This is a genomic window from Agrobacterium sp. CNPSo 3708 (genome assembly GCF_028674915.1).
Taxonomy (GTDB): Bacteria; Pseudomonadota; Alphaproteobacteria; order Rhizobiales; family Rhizobiaceae; genus Agrobacterium; species Agrobacterium cavarae.
The window spans coordinates 62985-85625 of the sequence record NZ_JAQZSF010000006.1; the positions used below are offsets into that span (position 1 = coordinate 62985).

Genomic DNA, 22641 nt, shown 5'->3' on the forward strand with positions numbered 1-22641 from the left:
AAGCCTCACGCCTGCAACGACGCCCCCAACAAAGCCAGTCCCATCAACAGCACCACCAGCGCGCCCGCAATCTCGATCCCATTGGCGATCCTTGAGGCGCGGCGGCTGCCGGTTCCGGCGTAGCGGATGGCGGCGTCCTTGGCGGTGACGGCGAGGATGGCGAGGAGTGAGACGGTGATGGCGGTGCCGATGGACATGGCAAGCACCGAGAGCATGCCGCCGAGCAGCAGGCCGTTCAGCATGGAAAAGCTCATGACGATGATGGCGCCGGAGCAGGGGCGCAGGCCCACCGCCACAATGGCCGACCAGGCTTCGGTGAGGCTGAAGGTGCGGGACTGGAAGAGCAGGGGGTCGGGCGCATGCGCCTTGCCGCAGGCATCGCAGAGATCGCCGCTGCCGCTTTGGGCGTGATCGGCAAAGACCGGCTGGCCCTGGAAGCGCAAGCCGCTGCCCATGCCGGTGCGGCGGGGCGCTGAGCTTGCGGTCTCCCCGAAGCCGGTCGTTCCGTTTTCGGCTGCCTTGAACGAGAGCACGGGGCTGGCGGACAGGCTGGCGCTTGTAAGAGGTGAGGCCGATGACGATGCGGCAAGGGCCGGTGCGGGCGTTTGCGGGGATGCGAGCGCGTGATGGTCAGCGCGCCGATGCAGCATGCTCCAGATCTTGCGCGCCAAGAGCCAGGCGCCGAAGAGCGCGACCATGGCAAAGCTGGCAATTTCCATCGCCTGCGTCGCCTTGGTCATTGTGATGGAGGTGCCGCGCAGCACGAAATAGGCCGCGACGACGAGGCCGATGGCGACGACGCCTTGGATCAGCGCCGAGACGAAGGAGATCAGGATGCCGCGTTTCAGCTGCGTCTCGTTGGCGATCATGTAGGAGGAGATCACCGCCTTGCCATGGCCGGGGCCGGCCGCATGGAATACGCCATAGGCAAAGGAGAGGCCGATCAGCGAGGTCAGCGCCCAGGGGTCTTCGCGCATGGCTTTCAGCGCGCCGGTCAGCGCGCGGTAGAAGCTCTGCTGGTGGACGTTGATCCACTGGAAGAAGGGTGCCAGCGGCCCGCCGACGGAAATGGAAGGTTCGGCCGAGCCGATGCCGAGCGGCGATTGGGCGTGGGCGATGCTGAGGGAGGCGAAGAGAAGGGTGAGGGTGGTGAGCGCGAGGAGAAGCTTGCTTCCCTCATTCCTGTCCTTGTGAGAGGAATCCAGTCGTCGCGCGTCTGCGCGGCGGGAGGAGTCTTGCCAACCCAATGACCTCTCCGGCGTCATGGTCACTCCCCAGGGTGACCTGACCATCCATGAGCCGTTGAAAACATGGATCCTCGGGTCAAGCCCGAGGATGACCCAAAGCGAGCGTTTCAGGGTAATCATCAATCCCTCAGCCTGCCGGGCTCCCTGTGGTGAAACGCCATCCTCTAGCATTGCAGTTCCAGTCTTGTCGCAAAGAGCTTGGTCATGTCGGTGCCGGTCGGGTCGTTGAAGAAGGCGTCGGTGAGACTGCTCTGGTTCTGGGCGATGATTTCATCCGGGTCCGGGCGCACCACCTTGTGTTTGCAGGCGGCCAGATGCGGACCCTTCACCACGATGTCGGTGTCCTTGGCAAAATCGATGGCCGTATACATGGTCGGGTCCCAGGCGCCGAAGGAGAGCTTGCCCTTCACCGGCAGCGGGTTTTTCGGCTTGACCGAGAAGAACATCAGGATCTGGCCATCCTTGTAATCCACATGGATGACGTCCGGCTTGTTGAAGTCGATGTTCTTTCCGTTCACCGCGATGAAGGTGTAATAGGAATATTCCGCCAGCGATTCATGCACCGTGTTGCCGATTTCGGCGAGCTCTTCCTTGTCGAGCTTGGCGTCGCTGTTCTTGTCGTAATCCAGCACCACGCTTGCGGAAAACATCTCGTCGAAGCGCCAGATGTTGCGCACTTCCTGCACATTGCCATCCGCGCCTTCGATGATTTCCATGCGGGCTTCGGCAAAAATATGCGGATGGGCGAAGGCGGTGAGCGGCGCAAGACAGGCGGCGGCGCAGGCGGCCATTGGCAGAAGACGTTTTTTCATGGGCCGCGTTTATCCTCGGGCGAATCTGCGGTTACTCTATAACAAATTGGGTCTGAATTTCGGCGGCCAGCCGATCAACCGTTCTTTCGGAACCAGTTGGACAGATAATCGACGAAGCTGCGCACCTTGGCCGGCAGATAGCGCCGGTGCGGATAGACCGCGTAAATGCCGCGATCGCGGGAAATATAATCATCGAAAAGCGTCACAAGCTCGCCCGACTGGATATGTGGGCGGGCGATGAAGTCCGGCACGATGGCGACGCCTAACCCAGAGCGCGCGGCGCGCAGCGTGGCCTGCGGGCTGTTAACCTCGATCGGCCCGCGCGTTGCCACCGAGTTGGTGCCGCCGCCCGGCTCGAAATAGCGGATGTGGTTCTGGAAGCGGGAATTGGTATCGATGATGCAGGGGACTTTTCCGAGATCCTGCGGGTTTTCCAGTGGCCCATGGCGGGCGACGAAATCCGGTGTCGCCACCGCGTGAACGCGAAAATCCGACAGCTTGCGGGCAATCAGGCCGGAATCCTCCAGCTTGGTGATGCGGATGGCGAGGTCGAATCCTTCTTCGATCAGATCGACGAAGCGGTCGTCGGCGACGATCTCCATGGAAAGCTCGGGGTTTTCGCGGGCGAAATCGATGAGGCTCTGGCCGACATCGGCATCGATGAAGGTGCGCGGCACCGAAAGCCTCAGCTTGCCCTTCAGATCGGAATTCTTCTCGCGTACCAGGTCGGCAAGATTGTCGATCTCTTTCAGAATGTCGGAGGCGGTGCGGTAATAGGTATGGCCGGCTTCCGTCAGCGAAAACTGCCGTGTGGTGCGGTTGAGAAGCAGCGCGCCGAGATCGTCTTCCAGCTCCCGGACATATTTGGACAGCAGCGCCTTGGAGCGTCCGGTCTTGCGTGCGGCGGCCGAAAAACCTTCCGCTTCGACCACGTCGATAAAGGCGCGAATGCGCGTCAGCGTGTCCATTCATAAACTCCTGTTCGTTCCATATAATTGAACGATTGGAATCCACTGTCCAACAGGAAAAGCACTGCCGAAAAAATTCGCGACATGCTGAAAAAATCCTCTTGATTATGACGGCGAATATTCTTATCTCCCTGTCTGCCCAAAGTCGCACGTGCCCATGTGTGTCCGCCGACCCTCGATGTGGTGAGGAGTTCGGTAAGGTACCTGGAATTAACCCCTCCAGTCGCTGTTCCGGCCAACCGGATATGCGAGGACATACGAAGCAACGACGGTGCGGGCCTTTCTGGTTCTCTGCCGGCTTTCCATCAGCCGGGGTACTGAAGAGGCACACCATCATTGCCGTAAGTGCGGTTGGGTATGATTCCCTCCAATCCCATGGCAGACAAAGCCGAATAATGCTCCTGGCAGGGCGTTGTTCATATTTGCGCCTTGAGCGTATGCGAATGAATCTGCGCCTCCACCGGCTGATTCGTCTTGCATATCTCGAGCGTTCTTTGTCCTCCGGAATTTTCCGGAGCCGGATCAAGTTAGGGAACACAACGATGACGACTGCTCGCATCCTCGACTTCATCAATACCCGCCGTCCCGAAGGTCCCTGCCTTGTGGTCGATCTCGACGTCGTGCGTGACAACTTCCATGCGTTCCGGCATGCCCTGCCGAACAGCGCGATCTATTACGCCGTCAAGGCCAACCCGGCTCCTGAAATTCTGTCGCTGCTCGCCTCCATGGGCTCCAACTTCGATTGCGCCTCCGTGGCTGAAATCCAGATGGCGCTCGATGCCGGTGCGACCTCCGACCGCATCTCCTTCGGCAACACCATCAAGAAGGAACGCGATGTTGCACGCGCTCACGCGCTCGGCATCGATCTCTTCGCCGTGGACAGCCATGAGGAAGTCGAGAAGGTTGCCCGTGCCGCTCCCGGTGCGCGCGTATTCTGCCGCGTTCTGACCGATGGCGAAGGTGCCGAATGGCCGCTGTCTCGCAAGTTCGGCTGCGTGCCGCAGATGGCTGTCGATGTTCTGGTCTATGCACACCAGCTGGGTCTGGAATCCTACGGCGTGTCCTTCCATGTCGGTTCGCAGATGATGAACCTCGACGCATGGGATGCAGCCGTTGGCGATGCCAAGCGCGTCTTCGCCTCTCTTGCCAAGCAGGGCATCCACCTGCAGATGGTCAATATGGGCGGCGGTTTTCCGACCAAGTATCTTCGCGACGTTCCCGCCGCTGAAGAATACGGCCAGGCAATCGACACGGCGCTGCGCAAGCACTTCGGCAACCAGATCCCGAAGACCATCATCGAGCCGGGCCGTGGCATGGTTGGCAATGCGGGCGTGATCAAGGCGGAAGTCGTTCTCGTCTCACGCAAGTCCGACAATGACAACCATCGCTGGGTGTTCCTGGACATCGGCAAGTTCGGCGGTCTGGCCGAAACCATGGACGAAGCCATCCGCTACCCCATCCGCACCACGCGCGATGAGGACACGATGGAGCCTTGCGTTCTGGCCGGTCCGACCTGCGACAGCGCCGATGTGCTCTACGAGAAGAACATGTACCCGCTGCCGGTCTCGCTGACCATCGGCGACGAAGTTCTGATCGAAGGAACGGGCGCCTACACGACCACCTATTCGGCGGTCGCTTTCAACGGCTTCGAGCCCTTGAAGGCCTATGTGATCTAAACCCGTCTCAGGGTTTTCTCGATCCAAAGCAATGTGATCTGCGCGAGACGCCGCCCGTTGGGGCGGATGGCGTTCTCCCGGATCTTCCCGTTCCGGCCCGGCTGACGCCCGGGCCTGGCGCACACCCTGCTTGCCAATCCTCTGTCCAGTCGAGGGATAAGCTTGCGGCGCGCGCCGGGCCGGAACGGTTCATTCCTTGTCGTTGCAAGATGGTTGCGCGACATGTTTCTGGCAGGTGCCGCTTTCGTGGGCGGCTTGGTAACGGGAGGCCGGGATGGCCGCTGTTCTCAATTCGGTTCGTGCATTCTTCACGCCGCAGACATTCTTCATCGAGACCGAAAACGCCGGCGACATCGTCGCGCGCGAAAACCTGCTGGACCGCGCCATGGGTCCCGGCCGCCGCCGCAAGTCTTCCGAGAAGCTGCGCGCCGGCCGTGTGCCTGCCGAAGGTCTGGCGCTGGTTGCCCGTGATGAGGATGCCCATGTCATCGGCACCGTGCGCCTGTGGAACGTCGAGGCGGGCGTGACCCGCGAAGGCCGCCCGGTTGCCGCCCTGCTGCTCGGACCGCTCGCCGTCGATGCCGCCCATGAGGGCAAGGGTATCGGCTCGGGGCTGATGCGCGCGGCAATCGCTGAAGCTGCCCGCCGCGGCCACGGCGCAATCCTGCTTGTGGGTGACGCGCCGTACTACGAACGCTTCGGCTTCTTCGCGAACAAGACCCAGCACCTCGTCATGCCTGGCCCCTTCGAGCGCAACCGCTTTCTGGCGCTGGAACTGAAGGCGGGTTGGCTGGATGGTGCCGCCGGCATGCTGGTGGCGAGCGGTCGTCGCTTTTCCTGATCGACAAACAGTCCCTGAGGTCTGCCATTTGACTGTGTGAAATGAGAGAGCCGTTCCCGGTATGGGGGCGGCTCTTCTTATTAGCGGGTGGGCTGCTGCTTCCCGGCCAATCCTGCAATCCACTCACGAGACGATCGGTATCCAGATTTCCACCTCGCCGCGACCGGTGCGCCCATCGGAGCGGTGATCGTAGCGTTCGAAGTCCGGGGCCTGTGCGCTCTTCAGGCCAGCGTCGGGCAGTGCCTTGTTCCAGATCGTATAGACTGTCTTGGCAAAGTCCGAGATATGGCCGCTATGGGTGAAGACGGCATATCGGTGTGCGGGGATATCGATATGCTCCATCCCGGATGTCGAGCCTTTTGCCTCTACTCCCGCGATATAGCGGAAATTGCCGGCGCCGTCCCCCATGCAGCAGACCCCGTATAAGGCTCCCGGCACGGCGTTTTCCACCTCGTTTTCGCGGGCGTTGAAGGCCTGCCAGAGTGCCGGTATCGCGCCGGTGTTGCCAAAGGCGCAGTCGATGCCAAGTCCCACCACCCGCAACGCGCCGCGTTCTTCCTGGCGGGGGGCAGCAACCGGAACAATCATATCCTTGTTCATTTCAAAAGGCTCCATGAGATCGAGAGTGGCGATGGATCGATGGCTTCGCAGAGCGCTTGGCGTGATGCCGAAGCAATGTGCGAAGGCACGTGTGAATGCCTCGTGAGAACCATAGCCAGCATCGAGTGCGATGGCGATGATGTTGTCCTGACCATGAGCGACGGCGCGTGCCGCCTTGGATAATCTGCGGGCGCGCGCGTAGCTCATGATCGACATGCCTGTGGCCAGTTGAAAGATCCGGCACATGTGATGGACATTGACCGCGCAACGCTCAGACAGCGAGGTCAGGGACAGGTCTGTGTGCAAATCCGTTTCTAACTGCCAGATCAGTCTTTCAACAACGGCCATGGGCTCTCCCGTGCTTCACCCGGTCCTTATCGCGGATCGGAGGCTGGTGCGCTTGATCGTATTTGACTTTGCGATGACGGCAAGGGTGCGTCGAGAGCGTGCTTTATGGGACGCAGAAAAGGCTGAAGCGTGTTGCGGTGTTTCAAAACCGCTCCACGCTTCAGGTCGATATCTCACTTGTGGGGGCAGGGCGGAGGGTGCCGCCATGCCATCATACCATCCGGATTACGCGGCGCGCTGGACCTGCGCCTGGTCGTTGCCGGCGATCTGGAACCGGCCTGCGAGCGAGGCGAGCGTGTGGGCGGCATCTGCCAGCGTCTGGGTGGCGGCGTTGGTTTCTTCCACCATGGCGGCATTGTGCTGCGTCATCTGGTCCAGCGTGTTGACGCTGGTGTTGATCTCGGCAAGACCGACGGATTGTTCGCGAGCGGCGGTTGCGATGGCGTCGATGTTGAGATCGATGCGCGATACCACGGCCTGGATTTCGGCCAGAACCGAACCGGTCGACTGAACGAGATCGACGCCGCCTGCCACTTCCTGGCTGGATCTGGCGACCAGCTGCTTGATTTCCTTGGCGGCGGCGGCAGCGCGTTGCGCCAGATCGCGCACCTCCTGCGCCACGACGGCAAAGCCCTTTCCGGCATCGCCCGCACGCGCCGCTTCAACACCGGCATTCAGCGCCAGAAGATTGGTCTGGAAGGCAATGCCTTCGATGACGCCGATGATGGAGCCTATTTCACCCGATGCCGTCTCGATGCGGCTCATGGCCGAAATCGCCTCACCAACGACAGCGGAGGAATGGACGGCGGAGTTGCGCGCATCCTTGACCAGATTGCGCATGTCTTCCACGCGCGATACCGAGGCCTTGCCGGTAGAGGTGACCTGCTCCAGGGCTGCGGCGGTTTCTTCCAGCGCGGCTGCCTGCTGCTCGGTGCGGCGCGCCAGATTGTCGGCGCCGCCACGCAGTTCCTGCCCCTGTCGGTTCAATTGGACGGTCTCCGACAGAACCTCCCGAAGCGTCGAGCGCAACGTTGCGACCGACTCGTTGAAATTCTGTCGCAGGGTTTCGAAGCGCGGATGGAAGGGCTGTTCGAGATTGCGGCTCAGATCGCCATTTGCGAGCTGGCTCAAGCCACCGCCCAGTTGCTCGACAGCAAAACGAAGCGCGTCGGCATCGGCAAGACGCTCACGTTCGCGCTCCTGGCGTTCGGCATCGCTTGCCTGGCGCGCCTCCTCGGCTTGCGCTTCCAGCCGTCTTTTCTCCAACCCCGCATCGCGGAAGATGGCAAGCGCCTTTGCAATGGCGCCGATCTCGTCCTTGCGGCCAAGGTGCGGCGGAGCGTCCGTCAGGTCGCCGCCTGCCATCGTCGTCATGGCGTGGGTCATGTCGCCCAGCGGGCGGATGGCGCGGCGTCTGGTAAAGAGCGTGGAGGCGATGCACAGAAGAATGAGGAAGAACCCAAGGCCATAGCTTGCGCCCTGTAGCAGGGTGGTCTGCGAAGCAGCATAGGCCTCCTTCTCCGTGCCGAAGACATTGCCCATCTCCACCAGTTGGTTGACGGCAGCTTCATGCAGATGGAATTTCGCCCGCAGCGCGCTCAAGGATGCGGTAATGGCCGCACGATCATTGGCAAAAAGGGCAGGGAGCGTTGTGGTTTCCATTTCGCGCCAGAAATCGTCGCCCTTGACCAGCACATCATCGAAAAGCTTGGCCTTCAAGGCATCTGGCAGGGTGGTCGTCTTCCAGTATTGGCGACGGTCTTCATATTGGTCTTTCAGAACCTTCATGCGTGCTGCGTTGGTGTTCAGCGTATCGGTATGCAAGGCGCTTTCATTGGCAAGCGCATAGCTTTCGATGACATACAGCGGCGGCGGCAGAATATCGGCGATCAGGTCCTTGCTGTAGATGATGTCCTGATAGATCGGGCCATTCACCTTCAACCTGTTTAGCGCCTCAGCGCCTGTCAGAAGTGTCAGAAGCACGCCTGCAATCAGGGCAATGCCTGTGGCTGTGATGGCCGCTGAAATGGAAACTCGCATGGTTGTCTTTCTCCGGGCCCTAGATCGCCAGATGCGGCATTAGGGTCATAGCTTGAGTCCGGGAAATAACGTCGCGAAGATAGGTTTAGATCGAACTAATTATGGTTAATAATAATAATCTGTTTTAGCGTGGTTAAAGGTTTCTTAAATCTCTGGCCTCTCGGAGCAAAAGGCGCCAGGGCTTGAGCCTTCCCATGCGATTTGATCCACCTCAAATGCCTCAGTCGTTCGAAGAGATAGGAAAGGCGCGACACACCTTCTCCGCTCTTTTGCGCCGAGTCCAAACCTTGCGGGCGCCAAGCGAAGACGCGTGTTCATCGATCTGATCAAGGAGAGAAAACGTGTTTGCGACCGTCCGAAAAGCCATCCTTCCGCTTCTGTGCTGCGCTCTGCCCGGCATTGCCTTCGCGGCGGATCTGGCGCAAGTTGCACCAGCCCCCACGGCTGAAGAAGCGATCGCTGCGGCAAGCCCGTGGATGATCCGCGTTCGAGCGCTCGGTGTTCTCACCCATGACAGCGGCACGATCAATGGCGTGCCGGGTGCCGGGCTCTCCTATTCGGACACGGTGATCCCGGAATTCGATATCAGCTACTTCTTCACCGACAACATCGCCGCCGAACTCATTCTCGGCACGACCTTTTCCAAGATCAAAACGACGGGGTCGCTTGGCGAGATCGATGTCGGCAAGACCTGGCTCTTGCCGCCAACGCTGACGCTGCAATATCACTTTACCGATTTCGGCGCCTTCAAACCCTATGTGGGTGCTGGCGTGAACTACTCTCTCTTCTATCACCAGAGCGAAAAGCCGGGCTTCAGCAATCTCGATGTGAAGAACGATTTCGGTGCGGCCGTGCAGGTCGGCTTCGACTATATGGTGACGAAGAACTGGGGCGTGAATTTCGACGTGAAGAAGATTTTTCTCGATACCAAATGGACGGCGACGAGCGACGCCTTTGGTGACATCAGCGGCAAGGCGAAGATTGATCCATGGCTGGTGGGCGCGGGTGTGACCTATCGGTTCTGAGGGTTCAGGAGAGGGCGTCGCCGGAGGGTGCGGCCCCTTTTGCCGTTCACGCGTCTCCCTCTCCACCGTCATCCTTGCCCCTGAGGCGAGGATCCAATTATTCCCAACGGCGTCAATGGCTTATGGATCCTCGGGTCAAGCCCGAGGATGACGGAGGTGGGAGTGGAGCGCCTCAGTCTCTACCGCGTCTTTGCGTTAACAACACCTCACCGTCTTCATTCCAACGCGCTGTCTTCAGGCCAAATTGACCGCTTCTCACAAATCCGCTAAACACTGCGGCAGGTTGAGAGTGCCTGCCGTCCGCGAGCATCATTGCTTTGGTGAAACTCTCTGTCAAACCTCCGATACGGTCATTCCTTTTCAGGCATGCAGACGGTGGCAATGCGGACCCCTCCTCGACACTGTATGCCGATGCAGGAGAACCGCCATGCGGAACACGACACCACCTCTACCCAGTCTCGATACGCTGAAGGATCAGGCGAAGCGTCTTCGCGCTGGCCTTGCTGACGAAGGGACAACCATCGGCCATTCACGCGCGCTGGAACTGATCGCGGCGCAATATGGCTACCGCGACTGGAACACGCTGCATGCCGCCGTCGGCAATCGCCCGCCCTTCAATCCCTATATGCTGGGCTCGCGGGTCAGCGGCTATTATCTCGGCCAGCCTTTCACCGGCGCGATCCTTGGCGTGCAATCGCTTGGCGGCGATCCGGAGCGTTATCGTCTGACGATGCATTTCGACGATCCGGTGGATGTCGTCACCTTCGACAGCTTCTCGGCCTTTCGCCAGCGGGTTCATTGCAATGTGGACGCGAGCGGTCGCACGACGGAGCGGACCTCCGATGGGCGGGCGCAGGTCGAGCTCACCTGGTAAAAGCGCAAGCGTGTCCAGTGCTGATTTCAGTACTGGATGCGCTATCGCTGCAGACGTCTTGTGTTGTTACGCCGAGATATCGACGATGCCGCAATCGCCCGCTTCTGAAGCGAAGGCGAGCAGCTTGCCGGTGGCGCTCCAGGAGAGGCCGGAGATCGCGCCCTTGCCGGGGCGGCGCAGCAGCGCCTCCTTGCCGTCGGCCATGCGCACACCGAGGATCATGCCATCGATGAAGCCGATGGCGAGCACGTCGTCGCTGGGGTGGAAAGCGACCTGCGTGGCCATGATGTTGCCGCGGGTGCCGAGTTCTTCCGGCGGCTTGCCCATCGGGCCATCCTTGCCGGAGAAGGGCCAGACGATGGCGGCCGGTGCGCCGGAAGAGGCAAGCCATTTGCCCTTGGGCGACCAAGAGAGCGATTTGACCTTGGCCGGATATCCCGTCATGCGCATGTGGCGGGCGTCAGCACCTTTCGGCGCATCGAGCTTCCAGCCATGCAGCGCATTTTCCTGCATGGTGGTGACAAGGAAGCGGCCATCGGGGGAGTATGTGACGCCGGTATGGGCGCCCTTCCATTCCAGATCGACGGGATCGCCGGCGGTCGCGACCCAGTGCAGCGTCACGCCATTGTAGCGGGCCGCGGCGATACGCAGGCCCTTGGGTGCAAAGGCAATCGCCTCGACCGTGCGCTCTTCCTTGAATTCCTTGGTGGTGCCGTCCGCAAGCTTGACGAAGCTAGATTTTCCAACGGCATAGGCCACGGCATTTTGCGGGCCACCTGCCACCACGCTGATCCACTTGCGCGGCACATGGGCGATTTCGGTCACCGCGCCATCATGACCGATGCGCAGCACCTTGCCGTCCTCGCCGCCCGTCAGAAGCGTGGCGCTATAGGGATCGCGAATGCAGGTGAGCAGGCCTTCATGGGCCTGCGTTACCTTTTCCCCGCCATCGAGACGGTGAATGGTGCCGGCGGCGGTAGCAAACAGCGGGATATCGCCCAGAAAATGCGCCGCGACGACGTGGCCTTCAAGGTCAAGAGGAGCAACGGTTGGCATGGGTGATGAGTCTTTCGTCTGTATGGGTTTTGGCTGCGGTATGGGGTGGTTTGTTTTCGTCCACCCTGTGCGGCGTGGATCCTCGGGTCACCCTCGGGCTTGACCCGAGGGCCGAGGATGACGCGAAGGAGAGGGCGGAGCCCAAGCTTCCCTTGGTCGGCCCCGGTGGAACTGGACCGGCCCCGAAGGGGGATGCTTAAGCCTTCGCTTCGCAGGCGTGGAAGCTCGCTTCCAGTTTTTCGCGGTCGAGTTCACGGCCGATGAAGACGAGGCGGCTTTCGCGCTTTTCGCTGTCCTTCCACGGGCGCTGGTGATCGCCCTCGATGATCATGTGCACGCCCTGAACCACGTAACGCTCGGCATCGCCCTTGAAGGCGATGATGCCCTTGAGGCGCAGAATGTTCGGACCGTCGGTCTGCGTTACCTTCTGGATCCAGGGGAAGAAGCGCTCCGGGTTCATCTCGCCGCCGCGCAGCGAAATGGACTGAACCGTCACGTCATGGATGGGAGACGGTGCCGCATGGTCATGGTCGTGATGATGGTGGTCATGGTCATGCCCGTGGTGATCGTGGCCATGATGGTCGTGATCATGCCCATGATGGTGGTGGTCGTGATCGTGGTGGTGATGATCGCAGTCCGGGCCGCAGGCATGGTCTTCATGGCCGTGCTCGAGGAAGTGCGGATCGTTTTCCAGCGCGCGCTCCAGGTTGAAGGCACCCTGGTCCAGCACGCGGGCAAGATCGACGCCGGAGCGTTCGGTCTTGTAGATGCGGGCGGAGGGGTTGATGGCGCGCACGATGTCTTCGATGCGGGCCAGCTCTTCCTTCGTCACGAGGTCGCTCTTGTTGATGACGACCACATCGGCAAAGGCGATCTGGTCTTCGGCTTCGCGGCTGTCCTTCAGGCGCAGCGGCAGGTGCTTGGCATCGACCAGTGCGACGACGGCGTCGAGCTCGGTCTTGGCGCGCACATCGTCATCCATGAAGAAGGTCTGGGCGACGGGAACCGGATCGGCAAGGCCGGTGGTTTCGACGATGATGCCATCGAAACGGCCCGGACGGCGCATCAGGCCTTCCACGACGCGGATGAGGTCACCGCGCACCGTGCAGCAGATGCAGCCATTGTTCATCTCGTAGATTTCCTCGTCGGATTCCACGATCAGGTCGTTGTCGATGCCGATTTCGCCGAACTCGTTGACGATGACCGCATATTTCTTGCCGTGGTTCTCGGTCAGGATGCGATTGAGCAAGGTGGTCTTGCCAGCACCCAGATAGCCGGTCAGCACGGTAACGGGAATGGGCTTTGCAGCAGCAGCGGTGTTTGCTTCGGTCATTGTTTCGGTCATGGGAAACCTCGATATGCGGCAGAGTGCCGCGACAGACAAAAATGTTGCCGTTCATATAGGCTTGCGAAGAAGGCAGTTCAAAGAAATTCTGTTCAAGAATTTTGATGCTGCGGCCTTAAGACGGATTGAAGTCGCTCACATCGAAGGCGCGCACGTCTTCCAGAAGCGCGATCAGACCGCGCACCGAATGGGCGATGATCTGCTCGCCCTTCTCGGCGGTGGCGGCGGCTGCGTTTCCGGCGACGCCCAATGAGTTCAGGTCGCTCATCATCCAGCCGAAGGCGTGCGGGCCATAGGCGCGCAGATGGGCAAAGCGGCTCGCAAATTCGCTTTGGCGGGAGGAAAAGCTCGCTGCCTTGTCCGTGGCGACTTCATCCGGCTTGAGCGCCAGCATGACCGACGTTTCAATATCGCCGCCATGAATATCGATCGCCTTGTCTTGCGGCGCAATCAGCCCGTCGGGCAGGCCGAACCGCGTCCAGCTGGTGGCAACCGCCAGCATGGAAAAGCGCTTGCGCGCCTCTGTCGCGACGATCGTCATCAGCGGCGCATTGCCGCCATGGGCGTTCAGCATGACGAATTTGCGGATGCCCTTCTCGTGCTGGGCGCGGACGATCTCCAGCCAGCGATTGACGGCCTCATCGAAGGCGAGCGTCTTGGTGCCGGCCACATCCATATGCTCGATGGAGTAGCCGACCGGCTCTACGGGTAGGAAAGTCACGGGGAAGTCTTGCGGCAGGGCTGCCTTCAGGCGCGCGACGATGCCTTGCGCAATCAGCGTATCGGTCTCAAAGGGCAGATGCGGGCCATGCTGCTCATGTGCGCCGAGCGGCAGAACTGCGATTATCTCCGAGGGTTGAAATCCGGCTGTTATCGTTTCGTCGTCAAATTGCGTGTATGTGTTTGGCATATGGCGATCCGCGCCTGTATTCGTTAGAAGTTACAATATCATATAGTCGTTTCGCGATCTGGCAAAAGGCACGGGCTGAATGAGCAAGGACAAGGCCTCGAAAAAGGACAAGGCGTCCAAGAAGGACAAGTCGCAGAAGAAGAAGGATATTGCCTTCAGCCCGGAAGAGCTGGCGCAATCCATCACGCAGGCCGCACGCTCCATGCGCACGGCGCTCAGCCACAATCTTGCGACGAGCGGCCTTTATGCGGGCCAGGACGGCGTGATCCTGGCGCTTGCCCAGGAAGGCAGCATGACGCCCGGCCAGATTGCCCAGAAGCTTGGCGTCAAGGCGCCGACCATGACCCGCACCATCGGTCGCATGGAAGCGCAAGGCTTTGTCGAGCGCAGTGCAGGCGAAGGCGATGGTCGCCTGACCATGGTGAAGCTCACCGAAGCCGGCGAGAAAAGCGTCGATCACATCAACACGTCGCTTGCGGCCTGCGGTGCGCGCGCGGTGGAGGGTTTGTCCGCCAAAGACGTGAAAAACGTGGTCAAGCTCTTGCGCGCCATCGACGCCAACCTGCAGTCCCTCGATTTAATCGATTAAAGATTTGAAGTGAAAGCCTTCAACAGTTCGCAAAACCCTTAAACCTGTTGCGCGTGTTGTTTAAATTGTTTAATCACGATTTAAACGTCGCGGGGGTGCGACGCGCGATCTCGGGGAGGGGACATGGCGCAGAAGGTGAAGCTTTCAACGATTGCCGAAAGCCTGGGGCTTTCCACGGCAACCATTTCTCTGGCGCTGCGTGACAGCCCGTTGGTGGCATCCGACACCCGCGAGAAGATCAAGGATCAAGCTCGCGCGCTGGGCTATATCTATAATCGCCGCGCTGCCAGCCTTCGCACATCCCGCTCCGGTATTATCGGCGTCGTCTTTCACGACGTGATGAACCCCTTCTACGGCGAAATTCTCAAAGCCATCGAAAGCGAACTCGATCGCAGCCGCCAGACCTTCATTCTGTCCAACCATTACGACTCGGTGGAAAAGCAGCGCACCTTTCTGGAAACGCTGCTGCAGCTTGGCAGCGATGGCGTGATCATGTCTCCGGCGATCGGCACGCCGACGGAAGATCTGAAGCTTGCGGAAGAAAACGGCATGCCAGCCATTCTGGTGGCGCGCTCCATGGATGGTGTCGATATGCCGACCTTCCGTGGCGACGACAGCTACGGCATCTCGCTTGCCACCAACCATCTGATCAGCCTTGGCCACCGCACCATCGCCATGGTGGGCGGTACCGACCAGACCTCCACCGGCCGCGATCGCTATCAGGGCTATGTGAATGCGCTGCGCAAGGCCGGTATCGAGGTCGATCCGAACCTGCGCATTCCCGGTGCCCGCTCCAAGCAGGGCGGCTTCGAGGCGGCGGTGAATTTCCTGTCGCTGCCACAGAAACCGACAGCCGCGGTCTGCTGGAACGACCTCGTCGCCATCGGCCTGATGAACGGCGTTTCACGCGCAGGCTTCGTGCCGGGCAAGGATATTTCCGTGACCGGCTATGACGATCTGGAAGAAGCGTCGATTTCCACGCCTTCGCTGACGACCGTGTCCAACGGTCAGGCGGAAGTGGGGCGTCTTGCGGCCCGCGCGTTGCTGGACAGGCTGGCGGGCAGCCATGAGCCGGACGGCATTCACCTGATCAAGCCGGAAATGCGCATCCGCCAGTCCACCGGGCCGTGCATTCCGCGTCAGTAATCCACGACAGTACCAATCTCGTCTTTTCGCGGGTTTCGGTTTCGTCTCGCATCGGTTAGCTTTGCCTTCCGCATCACGGAGCGGTCCCGCCGCTTCGACATTTTTTGCATTTCCGGGTCTTGAGAGCGACTGGCTCTCCTCTCTGGAAATGCGTCTGCAGGAGGAATGACCGCCCATGTCCGATCAAAAACCCGTCGTTCTCGTTCCGGGAAAAATTCATCCGCGCGTGCTGGAGCGCTTCCAAGGCAAGGTGGAGGTGGTGACCGCACCTGTGGGGGCAAAGCCTGCCATCTCCGCCGAGGTGGCGGAGCGCGTTCGCGCCGTCGCCGTCTCCGGCAGTGTCAATGCGGACTGGATCGATGGATTGCCGAACCTTGAGATCATCTCCAATTTCGGTGTGGGCTATGACGGCGTCGATGCCAAGCATGCGGCCAAGCGCGGCATCATCGTCACCAACACGCCGGATGTGCTGAATGACGAAGTGGCCGATACGACGATTGCGCTTCTGATCAACACGGTGCGCCGCCTCTATCAGGCCGAGAGCTATCTGCGTGATGGCAAGTGGGTGAAGGAGGGGCCGTTTGCGCTCTCGCCCTTCTCGCTGCGCGGTCGCAAGGTCGGCCTCTTCGGCATGGGCCGCATCGGCCAGGAAATCGCCAAGCGCCTCGAGCCCTTCAAGGTGGAGATCGGCTATCACACGCGCAGCAAGCGCGACGAGCTGTCCTACACCTATTACGCCTCGCTGAAGGAGATGGCGAGCGCGGTCGATATTCTGATCTGCATCGTGCCCGGCACGCCGGAAACCCACAAGGCCATCAATGGCGAGATCTTCTCCGCACTTGGCTCGAATGGCGTCTTCATCAATGTCGGCCGTGGCTCGAGCGTGGATGAGGATGCGCTGATCAAGGCGCTTGAAGACGGCACGCTCGGTGGTGCCGGTCTCGATGTGTTCTATTCGGAGCCGAATGTGCCCGAAGCGCTGTTGGCATTCGACAATGTGTCGCTCTTGCCGCACGTCGCCTCCGCCTCGGTGCCGACGCGCAATGCCATGGCGGATCTGGTGGCGGACAATATTCTCGGCTGGTTTGCGGAGCGCAAGGTGCTGACGCCGGTGCCGGAAACCCCGGTGAAGGGATGACCGAAAAAGAGAGCGAGGCGTTTTACGCCTTGCTCGCCTGATACCCCCGCACGGCCTTGCCGAAGGCTTCGAACAGAGCGCGTGAGGGGCCATCGGTCTCGGCCCAATATTCCGGGTGCCACTGGACGCCGATGGCAAATCCCTCGGCATCAATAACGGAGACGGCCTCGATGGTGCCGTCTTCGGCGGTCGCTTCCACCTGTAGTCTTGGCGCGGTTTGCGCAATCGCCTGGCGGTGGACCGAGTTGATCTGGATTTCGCCGGAAAGGCCAAGATGCTCCGCAATGCAGGAGCCTTCGCGCACATGCACCGGCTGGCGGATGCTGAACATCACGTCGCGCTCGGTGGTGTCCGGCTTGCGGTGGTCCCAGCGGCCCGGCAGTTCCTGAATTTCGCTGGCAAGCGTGCCGCCAAGGGCAACGTTCAACTCCTGAATGCCGCGGCAGATGGCGAGCATCGGAATGCCGCGATCGATCGCGCGGCGGATGAGTTCGAGGCTCGTCGCATCACGCCCGGCATCGAAGGGGCCATCGGCGTCGGTGGCCTGCTTGCCATAGAGTGAAGGGTGCACATTGCTGGCCGAGCCCGAAACGAGCAGCCCATCCACGCGGTCGAGAATGGCGTCGACCTCATTGCCGCTTTCGAAGGCGGGCACGATCAAGGACATGACGCCGGCCACCTTCAGCGCGGCGTTGAGATATTGCGTCTGCGCCGCGTGCCACTCGGCACCGTCCACCTGTTTGATATCGGCAGGGATCGCGATGATGGGCTTCGACATGATGGCTCCGAATGTGATGCGGTCTTGAAATAAAGCATGTTGCGCAAAAGCGTGCAGCGGTTTTGCGATAACGACATGCGAAAAAGCAAGGGCCGAAAGTGGGTGAGCGGATCTGAAAGATCGCAACACGCTTAAGGCTGCCGTCAGTGAAGCCGAAGGGGCGGATTCGTCAAGCATTCTCTTTGCGTAAGTGACGCAATTTATTGGTCTAAAGTATAAGACGATGCCGCTTGGACGATCGACTTTCCCATGGAGCGATCAATTTTATCGCTCCCAAGCATGTCATGAGATTTATTCTTCCATGGGCCGCTTGTCAGTTGCCATGGCCCATGCTTTTCTCCAGTTGATGTCGTGTGCGTGGAGGGATGCGACACGATGACAGGTTCGTATCTGGGAGGATAATATGGATCGACGTTCATTCATCAAAAAAGGTGCGCTTGCGGGCACGGGTGCTGCGGCAGCAACCGTTCTGGCGGCACCGGCAATCGCGCAGGAAAATGCCAAGATCACATGGAGGTTGACCTCCTCGTTCCCCAAATCGCTCGATACGATCTTTGGCGGCGCGCAGGATATTTCCAACCACGTGAAGAACGCGACCGACGGCAATTTCAACATCCAGGTGTTTGCAGCGGGCGAAATCGTTCCCGGCCTGCAGGCGGCGGATGCCGTCTCCTCCGGCACGGTGGAAATGTGCCATACCTGCTCTTATTATTACGTCGGCAAGGACCCAACCTTTGCGATCGGCACCGCGATCCCCTTTGGCCTCAATGCGCGTCTGACCAACTCCTGGTTCTATGAGGGCAATGGCAACACGCTTTTGAACGAGTTCTACGCCAAGCACAAGCTCTACGGCATGATTTCCGGCAATACCGGGGTGCAGATGGGCGGCTGGTTCCGCAAGGAAATCAACACCGTCGACGATTTCAAGGGCGTGAAGATGCGCATCGCCGGTCTGGCCGGCAAGGTGGTTGAAAAGCTTGGCGTCGTGCCGCAGCAGATCGCCGGCGGCGATATCTACCCGGCGCTGGAAAAGGGCACGATCGACGCGGCCGAATGGGTCGGTCCCTATGACGATCACAAGCTCGGCTTCCAGAAGGTGGCGAAATATTACTACTACCCGGCCTTCTGGGAAGGTGGCCCGGTCATCCACTCCTTCGTCAATCTGGACAAGTGGAACGACCTGCCAAAGAACTATCAGGCCGTGCTGCAGGACGCCTGCTCGTTCGCCAACACCAACATGCTGGCGAAATACGACGCCAAGAACCCGAAGGCGATCAAGCAGATCGTCTCCGAAGGTGCAACGCTTCGTCCCTTCAGCCAGGATATTCTGGACGCCTGCTACAAGGCGGCTCTCGAAGTCTACGCGGAAATCTCTGCCGTCAACCCGGACTTCAAGAAGGTCTATGACGACCAGGTCGCCTTCAAGCGGGAAGGCTATCTGTGGATGCAGCTCGCCGAGTACACCTATGACACGTTCATGATGATACAGCAGCGCAACGGCAAGCTCTGACGTTATAAGCAGGATTGATAGGACGCCCGGATCGAAAGGTCCGGGCTTTTTCGTTTGAGCTTAAACAGGGCTCTCGCGCGTTTATGGACAAGTAACGGCGCCTGGTTATGATCGGCAGCGTTGAGCAGCGAAGCAGAACATTTCGGAGACTAGCCGGAATATCGGCGAGGATCGGCCACGCCGACCTTGGCAAAGGCCTTGCTGTTCAACTGTGGAGGTGATGTGATGCGCAAGCCGCTGAGCATTACGTTTATCGTAAAGAAAAACCGGACAGGCTGGTCAATAGCTGTCCGGTTCAATTTCTTCAGATAAGCAAACCGGAAGGTGGGGCTGCAACCCCGCCTTCCACTCCGTCAATATAACGCTTTCACCCTTATCAAACAAGTATTGCCAATCAAGGATTGATCTTCGGCGGTTCGTTGAGGTTCGGCATTCCGGGCAGGCCGTTGCCGCCGCCCTGGCCGGGTGCGCCGTCCATGGGGGGCAGGCCGAAGTTGGGCATGGTGTTGCCGCCCTGGTTGCCGAAGGCGGGGACCTCGATCTTGATGGTGTTGAGATCGACCTCCGGGGTCTTGTCCAGCCAGTAGGTGACGGATTCCGGCCAGAAGATGACGATGGCGACGAGGATGAGCTGCATGCCGAGCCACGGGATCGCGCCCATGTAAATATCCGAGGTCTTTACCGTGCGCGGCGCGATGGAGCGCAGATAAAAGAGCGCAAAGCCGAAGGGTGGGTGCATGAAGCTCGTCTGCATGTTGATGCACAGCAGCACGCCGAACCAGATCAGATCGATGCCGAGCGACTGGGCGATGGGCGCTAGCATCGGCACGACGATGAAGGCGATCTCGAAGAAATCGAGGAAGAAGGCGAGGAAGAAGATGAAGATGTTGACGAAGATCAGGAAGCCGATCGGGCCGCCTGGAATGCCCGACAGCATGTGCTCGATCCACAGCGAGCCATCCATGCCCTGAAACACCAGCGAGAAGCAGGTGGCGCCGACCAGAATGAACACCACCATGGATGTGATGTGCATGGTGGAATGCATGCCCTGCTTGACCAGATCCCAGGTCAGGCGGCGGTGGGCTGCGGCAAGCGCCATGGCGCCGACGACGCCAAGTGCGCCGGCTTCCGTCGGTGTCGCAAGGCCGAGAAAGATGGTGCCGAGAACCAGGAAGATCAGCACGATGGACGGGATCATGCCGCCCAGAACCTTCAGCACTAGCGCCCGGTTCAGCTCTCCACGGGCTTCCGGCGGAAGTGCGGGAACATCCTTCGGCCGGAAGACCGAGAGAAAGAGGATGAAGAGCATGAAGATTGCGACCTGCAGGAAGGACGGGCCGATGGCGCCGAGATACATGTCGCCGACGGAACGGCCGAGCTGGTCGGCGAGAACGATGAGAACGAGAGAGGGCGGAATGACCTGCGTGATGGTGCCGGATGCAGCAATGACGCCCGTGGCGACGCGCGGATTATAGCCGTATTTCAGCATGATCGGCAGCGAGATGACGCCCATGGTGATGACGGACGCTGCCACGGTGCCGGTGATCGCGCCGAGAATGGCGCCAACCAGAATGACCGCATAGGCAAGGCCGCCGGGGATCGCGCCGAAGAGCTTGCCCGTGCCCTCCAGCAAATCCTCCGCAAGGCCGCACCGTTCCAGGATTGCCCCCATGAAGGTGAAGAAGGGAATGGCGAGCAGCAGATCGTTGGAGATGATGCCGAAGATGCGCAGCGGCAGCGCCTGCATGAAGGCGGGCGAGAAATGCTCGGTGAAGATGCCGATGACGCCGAACAGAAGACCGACGCTGGCAAGCGAGAAAGCGACCGGAAAGCCGTAGAGCATGAAGATGATCATGCCCAGGAACATGGCCGGCGGAAGAATACCGTATTCGAACATCAGAATATCCTTGGAATAGCGCCGGCGTTACTGGAGCGGTTTTTCATATTTGGTGTCGAGCTGATAGAGCCCGTTCAGCGCACCGATGCGCTTCACCAGTTCGGATATTCCCTGAAGGACGAGGAGGGCAAAGCCCGCAAAGATGATGAACTTGACCGGCCAGCGGATGAGGCCGCCGGCATTGGAGGAGACTTCGTTCTGTTGCCACGAGAGAAGGAACACCGGCCAGCTCAGCCAGGCGAGATAGAAGCAGGCGGGAAGCAGGAAGAGAACGAGGCCGATAATATCCACCCAGATGCGGGTGCGCGGTGCAATGGCGCCGTAGATGATATCGACGCGCACATGCTCATTCATCCGCAGCGTATAGGACGCGCCGATGAGCACGATGAAGCCGAACATGTACCACTGGATTTCCAGGAGGCCGTTCGAACTGTAATTGAACAGGTAACGCACAATGGCGTTGCCAGCGCTGACGAGGCAGCAGATGAGAACCAGATAGCCTGAGAATTTTCCCAGCGCCTCGCTCAACAGGTCGATGGCGCGGCTCAGTTTCAAAAGCGCGTGCATTGTTTTCCCCTTTCGATCCCTTTGCGGGTTTTCGAGGAGGAATGTTTATGGCGGAAACCCCTCAGGCGAATCGTCCTCCCACGCCTGTTGTCCCCACCAGAAATCCTCCCTGCGTCCATCGTTATGGGCAGGATTTGCCAAATGCAACTAGGAAGAAGGTCGACCATGCGCCATCCCGGTCTTTCCTGCGCGCCGGTGGCGTCGATGTGACAAATGCCAAGGTTTTCCAGCGGCGCGAGCCCGGGATAAATTGCCCGAATTCGGAGCGATTTTGCCGGGCAAACAGCGCGTTACCCGCGTTGCGTCGGCTTCAAATTTTGTGTAGGTCTTGACGCGGAGCGTTCTGTCGCTTGCTTCGTTATCAGGGAAGACATCCATCGGATGATGGGACGATGACGGCGAGCGCAGATCAATAGAGGGGAAGCAAGCATGAGCGAACACCATAGCGGTCCAGTCGAAGTCGGTGCGAAGATGGACCTTGCCGAGCATCAGAAGACCTACAATCATTTTCTGCTGGCTTCGAAATACGGCACGATGCTGGTGTGCATGCTGATGATCGCCATGGCCGTTGGTTTCTTCACCACAGGCGGTTTCTTCGGCGGATTGCTGGTTTTCATCATCCTGTCGGCTGCGGGTTTCTTCATTCTGTAAGCCGTTTTTGCCGTCATCCACGACAGCGCGGCACCCGTCGCGCTTCATCTCGCTCAGCGTCATAAGACCGATGAGAGGCGCGTGTCATGAAGGCTCTTTTCCTGTCGCTGTGTCTGGCTGTCTGCTTCTGGCAGGGTGCGACGGCGCGTGAATTCACCGCCGAGGAAAAGGCTGACCTTCAGGCGCAGATCGTGCGCTTCGAAACCGCGCTGAAGCAGGGCGACTTCGGTGTTATTACCGACTCGGTCCCGCCTAAGGTTCTCCAGCATATCGCCACGACGGCAGGGATCACCCTGGAACAACTTCGGAGCGCGATGCAAAAGCAGATCGCCCTCACCTCCGTCAAGTTTCTCGATGCCAAGTTGGATATCGACAACGCCACCTATAATGAGGCGCCAGATGGCACCTCTTATGTGTTGGTGCCGTCACGCAGCCTGATCGAAAGCCAAGGCCAGAAGATAGAAGTGAAGAGTACGGTTTTGGCGCTGATGGATGAGGGCAAATGGTATTTGCCCAGGATCGACGACGCACGGCAGATCAACCTCCTGCGTGAGGTTTATCCCTTCGTTACCACCATTGAGTTTCCGACCAGAACGGTGACGCCGGTGGAGTAAGCGTTGCTG

Annotated in this window: 21 protein-coding genes; 10 read left to right on the forward strand and 11 right to left on the reverse strand. The window is 59.8% G+C overall.

Going from position 1 to position 22641, the window contains the following annotated elements; genetic code table 11:
- Nucleotides 1-5: 5 nt before the first annotated feature.
- The 3 genes from PVA19_RS13985 to PVA19_RS13995 form a co-directional block, all read right to left on the reverse strand.
- Nucleotides 6-1118 carry a nickel/cobalt transporter gene (locus tag PVA19_RS13985; RefSeq protein ID WP_274103307.1) on the reverse strand — a complete coding sequence of 371 codons (1113 nt, stop codon included), beginning with the start codon at nucleotides 1116-1118 and terminating at the stop codon, nucleotides 6-8.
- Between the two features lie 293 nt (nucleotides 1119-1411).
- On the reverse strand, nucleotides 1412-2059 hold the full coding sequence (locus PVA19_RS13990) for a DUF1007 family protein (RefSeq protein ID WP_111849346.1): 648 nt from the start codon (nucleotides 2057-2059) through the stop codon (nucleotides 1412-1414).
- A gap of 74 nt (nucleotides 2060-2133) precedes the next feature.
- A complete protein-coding gene (locus tag PVA19_RS13995; RefSeq protein WP_062427799.1) occupies nucleotides 2134-3027 on the reverse strand; it encodes a LysR family transcriptional regulator in 894 nt (297 codons plus the stop codon).
- Nucleotides 3028-3569: 542 nt separating this feature from the next.
- Here PVA19_RS13995 and odc2 point away from each other — a divergent pair.
- Complete coding sequence (odc2, locus tag PVA19_RS14000; protein ID WP_062439396.1) at nucleotides 3570-4703, forward strand: ornithine/lysine decarboxylase; 1134 nt, start codon at nucleotides 3570-3572, stop codon at nucleotides 4701-4703.
- Nucleotides 4704-4977: 274 nt separating this feature from the next.
- Nucleotides 4978-5544: a GNAT family N-acetyltransferase gene (locus PVA19_RS14005; protein ID WP_062427800.1), complete on the forward strand. Its 567-nt coding sequence runs from the start codon at nucleotides 4978-4980 to the stop codon at nucleotides 5542-5544.
- Nucleotides 5545-5667: 123 nt separating this feature from the next.
- Here PVA19_RS14005 and PVA19_RS14010 read toward each other — a convergent pair whose 3' ends face one another.
- Both PVA19_RS14010 and PVA19_RS14015 read right to left on the reverse strand, forming a co-directional pair.
- Entirely contained in the window at nucleotides 5668-6492 is an 825-nt protein-coding gene (locus PVA19_RS14010) for an AraC family transcriptional regulator (protein ID WP_062427801.1), read from the reverse strand.
- 225 nt (nucleotides 6493-6717) lie between these two features.
- A complete protein-coding gene (locus PVA19_RS14015) occupies nucleotides 6718-8532 on the reverse strand; it encodes a methyl-accepting chemotaxis protein (protein WP_274102994.1) in 1815 nt (604 codons plus the stop codon).
- A gap of 341 nt (nucleotides 8533-8873) precedes the next feature.
- On the opposite strand from PVA19_RS14015, the gene PVA19_RS14020 reads away from it, so the two are divergent.
- On the forward strand, nucleotides 8874-9557 hold the full coding sequence (locus tag PVA19_RS14020) for an OmpW/AlkL family protein (protein WP_443111643.1): 684 nt from the start codon (nucleotides 8874-8876) through the stop codon (nucleotides 9555-9557).
- Between the two features lie 427 nt (nucleotides 9558-9984).
- Nucleotides 9985-10431, forward strand: coding sequence for a glyoxalase superfamily protein (locus PVA19_RS14025; protein ID WP_062439409.1), 447 nt, complete (start codon nucleotides 9985-9987; stop codon nucleotides 10429-10431).
- 66 nt (nucleotides 10432-10497) lie between these two features.
- On the opposite strand, the gene PVA19_RS14030 is transcribed toward PVA19_RS14025, so the two are convergent.
- The 3 genes from PVA19_RS14030 to PVA19_RS14040 all read right to left on the reverse strand — a co-directional run bounded on the left by PVA19_RS14030 (nucleotide 10498) and on the right by PVA19_RS14040 (nucleotide 13742).
- The gene (locus tag PVA19_RS14030; RefSeq protein WP_062427805.1) at nucleotides 10498-11487 is read right to left on the reverse strand and encodes a WD40 repeat domain-containing protein; all 990 of its coding nucleotides are present in this window, start codon (nucleotides 11485-11487) and stop codon (nucleotides 10498-10500) included.
- Nucleotides 11488-11683: 196 nt separating this feature from the next.
- Nucleotides 11684-12832 (reverse strand): CobW family GTP-binding protein, encoded by a 1149-nt coding sequence (locus PVA19_RS14035; protein ID WP_062427807.1) that lies wholly within the window; start codon nucleotides 12830-12832, stop codon nucleotides 11684-11686.
- Between the two features lie 115 nt (nucleotides 12833-12947).
- Entirely contained in the window at nucleotides 12948-13742 is a 795-nt protein-coding gene (locus PVA19_RS14040; protein WP_062427808.1) for a creatininase family protein, read from the reverse strand.
- Between the two features lie 79 nt (nucleotides 13743-13821).
- On the opposite strand from PVA19_RS14040, the gene PVA19_RS14045 reads away from it, so the two are divergent.
- The 3 genes from PVA19_RS14045 to PVA19_RS14055 all read left to right on the forward strand — a co-directional run bounded on the left by PVA19_RS14045 (nucleotide 13822) and on the right by PVA19_RS14055 (nucleotide 16615).
- Nucleotides 13822-14331, forward strand: coding sequence for a MarR family winged helix-turn-helix transcriptional regulator (locus PVA19_RS14045; protein WP_062427809.1), 510 nt, complete (start codon nucleotides 13822-13824; stop codon nucleotides 14329-14331).
- A gap of 123 nt (nucleotides 14332-14454) precedes the next feature.
- Nucleotides 14455-15477, forward strand: coding sequence for a LacI family DNA-binding transcriptional regulator (locus PVA19_RS14050; protein ID WP_062427810.1), 1023 nt, complete (start codon nucleotides 14455-14457; stop codon nucleotides 15475-15477).
- Between the two features lie 175 nt (nucleotides 15478-15652).
- Nucleotides 15653-16615 carry a 2-hydroxyacid dehydrogenase gene (locus PVA19_RS14055; RefSeq protein WP_062427811.1) on the forward strand — a complete coding sequence of 321 codons (963 nt, stop codon included), beginning with the start codon at nucleotides 15653-15655 and terminating at the stop codon, nucleotides 16613-16615.
- A gap of 22 nt (nucleotides 16616-16637) precedes the next feature.
- On the opposite strand, the gene PVA19_RS14060 is transcribed toward PVA19_RS14055, so the two are convergent.
- A complete protein-coding gene (locus tag PVA19_RS14060) occupies nucleotides 16638-17393 on the reverse strand; it encodes a gamma-glutamyl-gamma-aminobutyrate hydrolase family protein (protein WP_062427967.1) in 756 nt (251 codons plus the stop codon).
- A gap of 403 nt (nucleotides 17394-17796) precedes the next feature.
- Here PVA19_RS14060 and PVA19_RS14065 point away from each other — a divergent pair, with 403 nt between their 5' ends.
- Nucleotides 17797-18903, forward strand: coding sequence for a TRAP transporter substrate-binding protein (locus tag PVA19_RS14065; protein WP_062427812.1), 1107 nt, complete (start codon nucleotides 17797-17799; stop codon nucleotides 18901-18903).
- A gap of 394 nt (nucleotides 18904-19297) precedes the next feature.
- Here PVA19_RS14065 and PVA19_RS14070 read toward each other — a convergent pair whose 3' ends face one another.
- Nucleotides 19298-20800: a TRAP transporter large permease gene (locus PVA19_RS14070; RefSeq protein ID WP_062427813.1), complete on the reverse strand. Its 1503-nt coding sequence runs from the start codon at nucleotides 20798-20800 to the stop codon at nucleotides 19298-19300.
- A gap of 27 nt (nucleotides 20801-20827) precedes the next feature.
- The gene (locus tag PVA19_RS14075; protein ID WP_062427814.1) at nucleotides 20828-21367 is read right to left on the reverse strand and encodes a TRAP transporter small permease subunit; all 540 of its coding nucleotides are present in this window, start codon (nucleotides 21365-21367) and stop codon (nucleotides 20828-20830) included.
- Between the two features lie 429 nt (nucleotides 21368-21796).
- On the opposite strand from PVA19_RS14075, the gene PVA19_RS14080 reads away from it, so the two are divergent.
- Nucleotides 21797-22018: an aa3-type cytochrome c oxidase subunit IV gene (locus PVA19_RS14080; protein WP_062427815.1), complete on the forward strand. Its 222-nt coding sequence runs from the start codon at nucleotides 21797-21799 to the stop codon at nucleotides 22016-22018.
- Nucleotides 22019-22104: 86 nt separating this feature from the next.
- Nucleotides 22105-22632 (forward strand): hypothetical protein, encoded by a 528-nt coding sequence (locus PVA19_RS14085; protein WP_062427816.1) that lies wholly within the window; start codon nucleotides 22105-22107, stop codon nucleotides 22630-22632.
- Nucleotides 22633-22641: the final 9 nt, after the last annotated feature.